At 70.4% G+C, this 5,926-nt stretch carries 3 protein-coding genes and 2 pseudogenes; 4 read left to right on the top strand and 1 reads right to left on the bottom strand.

What is annotated here, in order from left to right:
• Window positions 1-731 precede the first annotated feature (731 nt).
• The 3 genes and pseudogenes from AB0442_RS41645 to AB0442_RS41635 all read left to right on the top strand — a co-directional run bounded on the left by AB0442_RS41645 (window position 732) and on the right by AB0442_RS41635 (window position 4,180).
• Window positions 732-1,475, top strand: a complete 744-nt coding sequence (locus tag AB0442_RS41645) for an IPT/TIG domain-containing protein (RefSeq protein ID WP_366168730.1) — start codon at window positions 732-734, stop codon at window positions 1,473-1,475.
• Between the two features lie 123 nt (window positions 1,476-1,598).
• Window positions 1,599-3,428, top strand: coding sequence for an IPT/TIG domain-containing protein (locus AB0442_RS41640; RefSeq protein WP_366168729.1), 1,830 nt, complete (start codon window positions 1,599-1,601; stop codon window positions 3,426-3,428).
• 238 nt (window positions 3,429-3,666) lie between these two features.
• A pseudogene (locus tag AB0442_RS41635) lies at window positions 3,667-4,180 on the top strand (transposase).
• A 67-nt stretch (window positions 4,181-4,247) separates the two neighbouring features.
• On the opposite strand, the gene AB0442_RS41630 reads toward AB0442_RS41635, so the two are convergent.
• Entirely contained in the window at window positions 4,248-4,874 is a 627-nt protein-coding gene (locus AB0442_RS41630; protein WP_366168728.1) for a class I SAM-dependent methyltransferase, read from the bottom strand.
• Window positions 4,875-5,390: 516 nt separating this feature from the next.
• On the opposite strand from AB0442_RS41630, the pseudogene AB0442_RS41625 reads away from it, so the two are divergent.
• Window positions 5,391-5,926 (top strand): annotated as a pseudogene (locus AB0442_RS41625) (collagen-like protein); the annotation flags it as partial.

Raw genomic sequence — 5,926 nt, 5'->3', positions numbered from 1 at the left:
GGCCTGGTCTCCGACCGCTGCGCGGAGCGCTGAAGATCACCAGCCGAACCCTCCAGGCCGACACGCCCCACCCTCAATCGCGCACCAAGTCGTTAGCGGGGGTCCGGTCGCTTTCGCCGGTCTCCGGCAGTTGGGTTGCGTAGCACTTCATGGTGGCAGCAGATTTCCCGGCGCTCCGCCATTCGGGTGGTGGTCCACCAGAAGGGTTGTCGGTGGCATAACACGAATGGGTTACTGTACGTGCTCGAAGAATGGTCCCTCCGTATCCATGCGCAGGAACGGCAGCGGGGCGCCCCGGGCTTCGGGATTGGCCTTGCAAAGCGGGAGCCGTGACGGGCCCTCCCTGCAGGGGAGGTGGATCCGCGCGCCGGCACGGCGGGTCCGTCCCCGACCGACCACTCCATCACTGATGTCGGAAGCCGTGACGGTGTCGGTCGACGTCCATCTCATCGGTACATCCACCCTCACCTCTACTCGACGGCCTGAGTCAAGGAACCGTCCGTGACATCGGGCGGCCTACCCGTACGGCGTCCCCCCGCGCTCCGAGTGGACGTGACCACGTCGGCTCAACCTCATGAGCCCGGAACGCCGTTGGGCCGCCGGACTTCGGGACCCGGGGCACCCAAGTCCACGGCAGCGCGGCGCACGTCCGCCGTCGAGCGCCGTGCCGCGCCGCCGGCCGTGGACTGCCCGCATCCGCAGATCCAACCCAGTGCCTTCTGGAGGCAACCATGCCCATCAGCCCGAACCAGGGATCCACCGCAGGCGGCACCACGGTGACCATCACCGGCACCAACCTGGCCGGCGCCACCGCCGTGAAGTTCGGCACCAAGTCGGCCACCATCACCGCCAACACCCCCACCCAGGTCACCTGCATCTCTCCCTCCGGCTCCGGCACGGTCGGCGTGACGGTCACCACCGCCGGCGGGACCAGCAACCCGCTCTCGTTCTTCTACATCGGCGCCCCGTTCAAGGCGTCGCTCAGCGACACCTCCGGGCCCACCGCGGGCGGCAACACCGCCACCATCACCGGCACCGGGCTGGCCACCGCGAGCTCGGTCCAGTTCGGCGCCAACAGCGCGACCCCGACCATCACGTCGGACAGCCAGATCAGCGTCACCGTGCCCGCCGGCACGTCCCCCGGCACGGTCGGCGTCAGCGTCACCACGGTCGGCGGCACGAACAACGGCTTCTCGTACACCTACGTGGACGCGCCGACCGTCAGCACCATCACGCCCTCCTCCGGGTCGACCTCGGGCGGCACCGCGGTGACCATCACCGGCACCAGCCTCTCCACCACCCAGTCGGTCACCGTCGGCGGCACCGCGGCGCCGTTCTCGGTGGTCAACGACACCACGCTGTCGGCCGTGACCCCGCCCGGGACCGCCGGCGCGGAGGACGTCGAGGTCACCACCACCGGCGGCAGCGCCATCGTCGTCGGCGGCTTCACCTACGTCTCCGGCCCCGGCATCTGACGCAACCTCCGGCCCGCCCGCTCCCTCGGAGCGTGCGGCGCCCGGCGCCCCGGCGGAGACGCACCTCTCCGCCCGGGCGCCGACGCCAGGCCCGGAACCGCCCGCCCCGCAGAAAGGCGCGCCATGGACACCTCCAAGGCCCCACTCCCGTCGTCCGGCCCCACGGACGAAACCTCGCCCACGCCGAGCATCGCCGCCCTCCTGACGGCGTCGCCGCCCTCCCTCTCCGCCCTGACGCCGAGTCAGGGACCCGCCGCGGGCGGGACGATCGTGACGCTGACCGGCAGCAACCTCACCGGGGCGAGCGCGGTCACCTTCGGCAGCACCTCGGCCACCTCGTTCACCGTCGTCTCCCCCGCCCAGATCACCGCCACCGCGCCCCCCGGAAGCGGCACGGTCCAGGTCAAGGCCACCACCGCCGACGGGACGAGCAACGGCCTGTCCTTCACCTACGTCCCGGCGCCGGCGCTCTCCTCCATCACGCCGATCCAGGGAGCGACCGGGGGCGGGACGATCGTGACGCTGACCGGCAGCAACCTCACCGGGGCGAGCGCGGTCACCTTCGGCAGCACCTCGGCCACCTCGTTCACCGTCGTCTCCGCCACCCAGATCACCGCCGCCGCGCCCCCCGGCCCCGCCGGACCGGTGCAGGTCACGGTGACCACCTCGGGTGGCACCAGCAACGGCCTCGCGTTCTTCCTCCTCAACGCGCCGACTCTGACGGCAGTCACCCCGAGCCAGGGGCCGGGCGGGTCGGTGGTCCTGACCGGCACGAACCTCCTCGCGGCGAGCGGCGTGAGCTTCGGCGGCACGCCCGCCGTCTCGTTCTCGGTGATCTCCAGCACCCAGATCAGCGCCCTCGCGCCCGTCGGCAGCGGCACGGTCGCCATCACGGTCACCACGCCCGGCGGCACCAGCAACGGCGTGCCCTTCACCTACGTACCGAGCCCGAGTCTCAGCGCCGTGACACCGCTCCAGGGACCGACGGCGGGCGGGGCCCTGGTGACGCTGACCGGCACCAACCTCACGAGCGTCACCGCCGTCGCCTTCGGCGCGTCGCCCGCGACCTCCTTCAGTGCGGTGTCCGCCACGCAGATCACCGCCGTCGCACCACCGGGAACCGCCGGACCGGTGCAGGTCTCGGTCACCTCCCCCGGCGGCACCAGCGGAGGCCTCGCGTACTACTACGTCAGCGCGCCGACGCTCACGTCCGTGACCCCGAGCCAGGGACCGACCGCGGGCGGGACCACCGTGACGCTCGTCGGCACAAACCTCGGCAACGCCACCGCCGTCGCCTTCGGCACGTCGCCCGCGACCTCCTTCAGCACGGTGTCCGCCACGCAGATCACCGCCGTCGCACCACCGGGAACCGCCGGACCGGTGCAGATCAAGGTCACCACCCCCGGCGGCACCAGCGCAGGCCTCGCGTACTACTACGTCAGCGCGCCGACGCTCACGTCCGTGACCCCGAGCCAGGGACCGACCGCATCCGGAACCGCCGTGACGCTCGTCGGTACCAACCTGACCAACGCCACCGCGGTCACCTTCGGCAGCACCACCGCCACCTCCTTCACCGTCGTCTCCGCCACCCAGATCAACGCCACAGCCCCCGCGGGCACCGGTACGGTCAACGTCACCGCCACCACCCCCGGCGGCACCAGCAACGGCCAGCCCTACACCTACCTGGCGGCGCCGACGCTCACCTCCATCAACCCGGTCCAGGGTCCGCTGGCCGGCGGCATCACGGTGACACTGGTCGGTACCAACCTGACCAACGCCACCGCGGTCACCTTCGGCAGCACCACCGCCACCTCCTTCACCGTCGTCTCCGCCACCCAGGTCAACGCCGTGGCACCGGCCGGAAGCGCGGGACCGGTCCAGGTCACCGTCACCACCCCGGGCGGCACCAGCAACGGCCTCACCCACACCCGGATCCAGCCGCCGGCCATCTGACAGGGGGACCCGCTCGATGCCACCCCGCCGTTGGCGGTCACCACCACCGGCCACGACACCGGATACCCTCCCCGGATCGCTCCGAGCGGCCCGAGGAGCAGCTGAAAAGACAGCAACTCCGAGGTTTTGAAACCCCGTTAAGAGCAGCTAACAGAGAGCCCTGCTGGAGCCGCGTCCCCTCCCCCGGAGTGCTCGTTGAACGAGTCGCGGGGAAGGGGAACGGCCTTCCCCGCGGGTAGTGTCGGATGACCGGTGGGGACGGATCGAGCCGCTGCTCCCGGTACGGAGGAGGCGTCAGCGCTTCCCCGGCCGGTTGCCGTTGGACGACCGCACGTGTTTCCGAGGGATCTTGTTCCTCCTGCACACAGGGATCCAGCGGAAGTGGCTCCCGCAGGAGCGCGGCTTCGGCTCGGGCATGACCTGCTGGCGGCGGCTGAGGGACTGGCACGAGGCCCGGGTGTGGGACCGGCTCCATGCCGACCGGGGCTACGACTACGACAAGTACAGACGCCTGCTGTGGAAGCGCGGGATCAAGCCGGTCATCGCCCGACGTGGCATGCCCCCATGGGTCCGGGCTCGGCACCATCCGGTGGGTCGTCGAACGGACGAACGCCTGGATCCACGGCTTCCGCCGCCTACGGATCCGCTGGGACATCCGGGACGACATCCATGAAGCCTTCCTCAAGCCGGCCTGCTGTGTCATCACCTACCGGCGCGTGTTGAGCATCCAGCGCGGAGGCCCGGTCCCTTGATCACCAACCCGGCGCCTCGCCCGATCAGGGCCCGTGTCACCGCCGCACCTCCTTCGGCCTGTCGCTGTCACGCCTCAGCGCGCCGAGCCCAGAACAGGACGTGGCCGCTGTCGCCCTCGGGCACGAACTCCTCGTGGATCACGTCGAAGCCGGCTTGCACGAGCCATGCGCGGTTCGTACCGGCGTCAGCGTGGCTCCACCACATTGCGGCCCCGCCGCCGAGCCAGTTCTCATCGGTTCCGGTCCAGGCCCGATGCCCGGTCGTGCTCAAGAACCAGCCTCCCGGCCGCAGCCAGGAAGCGATCCGCTTCAAGAGGGCCGGCTGTTCCTCCACCGGAACATGGATCAGGGCATACAGGCAGACGACGGCGTCGAAGCTGCCCTGGGGGAGCTCCAAAGTTGTGGCATCAGCCCGGATGAAGTCGGCGCCCGGCACAAGATCCCGGGCCCTGCGGATCTGGACCTCACTGATGTCGATGCCCATCACGCGGTGACCCGCCGAGACCAGGGACCGGGCTACGGGTACCCCGGTACCGCACCCGATGTCCAGGACGGCGCCTGCCTCAGGGAGCCGACCCAGCAACTCCTCAATCCACGAACCGTATTTCGTCTCGCTGCCAAATGCCCGCTCGTAGTGCTCCGACAGCGCGTCATACCCACGCCGGACCACTTCCTTTGGATCTTCAACGTTCACGCGCGCAGGCTACGGCGCGCCTGTCGGGAGCGCGACCGCTTTTTGCTCAGATGCTGCGGCCGGCCCTCCACACGACGGTGACTGCGCCCGCCTTTGTGTTGGCTCCTCTAAGGGCCATCGGCCGGGTTTAGATGGGGAATTGTGCGAGCATGCCTGTCCCACACCCGAGCACCGATGGGGAATTCCAGCGATCACCCTTGACCGCCTCACTCAATCAGGTCACGGGACTTCCATCGAAACCGGATCCCCCAATCCCCGCCGATCAACATTCCCACCAGGAAAGATGCTTGCCGTTCCACGCTGTGGACGGCCGCGCGAATGGCCGCCATTGGGACCGACGCGGCGATGAAGTCCTGTTCCTATGGGTACACACCGATGTCGCCCGAGGGGCGGCACAGCACACACATGCGCCCTTGGCTGTCCGGCGCCCACCTGCGTGTCTGCTGATCTCATGGGTAGGAAGGCCCTCGCGTGAACCGCAATTCGCTTCGCATATCCCGCGTCAGAACGATCACCGTGCTCTCGGCCGGCGTCCTCGCCGCCGTCGTGAACGTGGGCTCGACGACCGCCGCGCTCGCCCACACGGCACCACGCGGGGTCCCGGGACCAAACGGCGCCGTCAGCGCGGACTTCGAGCCCCGGACGCAGCCCGCGTCCGGCGGCGACAACGCCGACGACGCTCGGCAGCACGGTCGCCCCAGCGGCGACGACGATGACGATGACTCGTCGTCGGACGACCCTCCGCAGTGGCAGGGCCAGGGGGAGGAGGACGACAGCGGCAACGCGGACAACGCCGAACAGGAAGAGTGGACCCACCACGGCCACGGCTGGAACGGTCCGCAGGGCCCGCAGGACGACCCCGGCGCCCAGGGCTGGCAGGGCTCGCAGGACGACCCCGGCGCCCAGGGCTGGCAGGGCTCGCAAGGATGGCAGGGTGACACCGGCACGCAGGGCCCGCAGGGCCCGCAGGGCCCGCAGGGCCCGCAGGGTGACACCGGCGCCCAGGGCCCGCAGGGTGACATCGGCGCGCAGGGCCCGCAGGGCGTCCAGGG

Source organism: Kitasatospora sp. NPDC085895, from assembly GCF_040702125.1.
GTDB lineage: Bacteria > Actinomycetota > Actinomycetes > Streptomycetales > Streptomycetaceae > Kitasatospora > Kitasatospora arboriphila.
The sequence above is the reverse complement of the archived record's forward strand: the minus strand, read 5'-3'. Positions and strand labels throughout refer to the sequence as shown.